General features: G+C 67.0%; 2 protein-coding genes. One reads left to right on the forward strand and one right to left on the reverse strand.

The annotated features are described in order from the left end of the window. Positions 1–122: 122 nt before the first annotated feature. A complete protein-coding gene (locus VXC91_RS44505; RefSeq protein WP_329513032.1) occupies positions 123–1,085 on the forward strand; it encodes a GntR family transcriptional regulator in 963 nt (320 codons plus the stop codon). 382 nt (positions 1,086–1,467) lie between these two features. On the opposite strand, the gene VXC91_RS44510 is transcribed toward VXC91_RS44505, so the two are convergent. Next, positions 1,468–2,454: a GNAT family N-acetyltransferase gene (locus tag VXC91_RS44510; RefSeq protein WP_329513033.1), complete on the reverse strand. Its 987-nt coding sequence runs from the start codon at positions 2,452–2,454 to the stop codon at positions 1,468–1,470. Positions 2,455–2,511: the final 57 nt, after the last annotated feature.

Raw genomic sequence — 2,511 nt, forward strand, 5'->3', positions numbered from 1 at the left:
TGCGACCCTCGCCGAGCCGCCCGCGCAGCCGCACCCCAACCCCGACCCCAACTCCGGAAGGGGCAGCTCTCGTTCGCAACACCGCCTGGCATCAGGACTTGGACTGGGGGACGTGCCTGTTCATGACGATGGTGACCGGCTCCCGGCGGGGCGAGACGTACGCCCTGCGCTGGTCCGACATCAACGTCGACCGGCTCGAGCTCTTCGTGAAGCACTCCAACAACCGGCGGCGTATCAATGGCACGAAGACCCACCAGCGCAGCAAGCAGTCCATTGACGTGATCACGCGCTCCGTCCTCCTCGTCCACCGAGTACGGGCGGAAGAGCGCTGCAGGGCACTCGGCGGTGAACTGGCCCGCGACGCCTTCGTCTTCTCGCATGAGGCCGACTCCTCCATTCCTCTGCTGCCCCCGAGCGTCAGCCAGCGCTACCGCCGCCTGGCCAAGAGGCTGCAGATCCACACCCACCGCCTGAAGGATCTGCGCACGTATAACGTGAACGAGATCCTCGGCGGCGGCGCCGACGTCCGCACCGTCGCTGGCCGCGTCGGCCACGGCAACGGAGGGGCTACCACCCTCAAGTACTACGCAGCCTTTCTCGCCACCGCCGACCGCCAGGCGGTGACCATGTTCGCCAAACAGCTGCCGGTCCCTGAGGCCCTGCTCACCGAGCGGTCAGTAACTACGATGGTCAATGGGCTGCGCCTGGCGTGCGAGTGCGGCAACGAGGCGCTGTGGGCCACGCTCGTCGTCACCGAGGGCGGAGCCGAAGCCGTCTGTGGTCAGTGCGAGGCCGCAGTCGTGGCCCGCCCTGGGTCCTCGCCTGGGCTTCTGCGGGGCCGTGTAATCAAGGCCGATGCCGTGCTGGCGCGAAAACTCGCGCTCGGGGAAACGCTCACCAAGGAGCTCAAGGCAGCAATCGCTGACGGCACCCTGCCGCCCGGCGAGGAGGTCCCCATCGTCGCCGACTTCGCCCAAGCCCACGGTGTCTCCGTCGCCACCGCCCACCGCGCCTACGCCCAGCTGAAGAAAGACGGCTTGATCGAGGTCAGCCGCGGCCGCCGTGCTGTCGTCCGACCGAACTAGGAGAAGGCCGCCGATGCCGCACAAACATAAAGGTGACCATCTTTGATCAGGCAGCAGGGGCACTTCGGTCGATGGCGGGCATGCCAGACTGAACACGCAACGGGGCTCCTACAGGAACGGTGTCTCGGTCGACTTTCGTCCTACGCGGAGCCCCGTTCGCCTACCACCACTTCGCCGAACCGCTTGACACCACGCTCACCGGCCTGACTTCCCGGGCTTGGACTTCAGCCAGCCATCATGGGGCGAGCCTCGAAGTTCATGGCCCCAACGTCGTGCTTTAACGGGCAGGTCCACAGAATGCCCGACTCGCCATGAGCTTACGGGGGCCATGATCACTCGCCCCGGGCAGCTCCCGCCCAAAGCCGCTACGCCAACCGCGTGGTTACACTGCCGCCGTCGCTCCCCGTTGGCCGTCGGGGACGAGCTTGTTAGCCCACTGCGGTGGGGATTCCAGGACGAGGCGGATCTCCGTTATCTCATAACCCGCGCGGTCGAAGGCGGCGGCCATCGGAACGTTGACGGTGTCCGTCGTAGCGGTGATGCGGTCAGCGCCCTCGCTCGCGTGGAACCTGGTGATCTCGGCGAGGATTTCGTCGATCAGGCCCTGTCCGCGCTGCTCTGCGACGACACCCAGGTAGCCAACGTTTCGGTGGTAGGGGGTCGCGGAGGGGATGGCCAGGCCCGCCAGAGTGCCGTCCGGGAGTTCGGCAAGGCGCCACCAGGAGCGCTCACCAGGACAGTCGAGATAGAACTCGATGTCCTCGCGGGCCAATTGCTCGGCGTCCATCGAGCGGAGCTCGTTCTGCGTGTGCAGATCCAGGCTCCCAGCCGACACCCGGATGAACGCGTCGAGGAACTCCTCGTCCGTACCCTCCCGAAAGATCAGCTTCCCCGCAGGCACAGGGACCTCGGCAGCCGGTGTCCACTCGTACCGCAGACGCTCAATCTCGCTGCTCAGTCCGGACCTGCACGCCGCCTCCCTACGCCAGGCCACCGCATCGACCAACACCGGGCTGCTCCGCCAGTCGCGGGGCAGCGAGATGTTGTAAGCAGGAAGAGCCCCGAAGGCGGCATGGGCAGCGGCAAGCAGCCCGGAGGCGATGGCGACCGGGTCGACGACGCTGGAGCGTACCTGGAGGCAATCGAGCGCGATCGGCCGCGCGCTGTCGGCACGGCCCCACCACAGAGCGCGAGCCAGGATCTCCCCACTCTCGTCCTCAGCGAACCAGATCCACTCGGGGCGGAACTGGTTGCTCGCGAGCTCCTCTCGGATTCTTTCCGCGGTCAAGGCGGGGACGGGACCATCGGCCGGGAAGGCGGCGGCGCGGTTGAGGTCTGCGGGGTCTGCGGTGGCGGCGCGGAAGAGCATCCGATCATGATCACACCGTGGGGCCAACGGGACCACGTCTTTTTCGACGTGCGTGGG

It is taken from the genome of Streptomyces chiangmaiensis (assembly GCF_036281785.1).
GTDB lineage: Bacteria > Actinomycetota > Actinomycetes > Streptomycetales > Streptomycetaceae > Streptomyces > Streptomyces chiangmaiensis.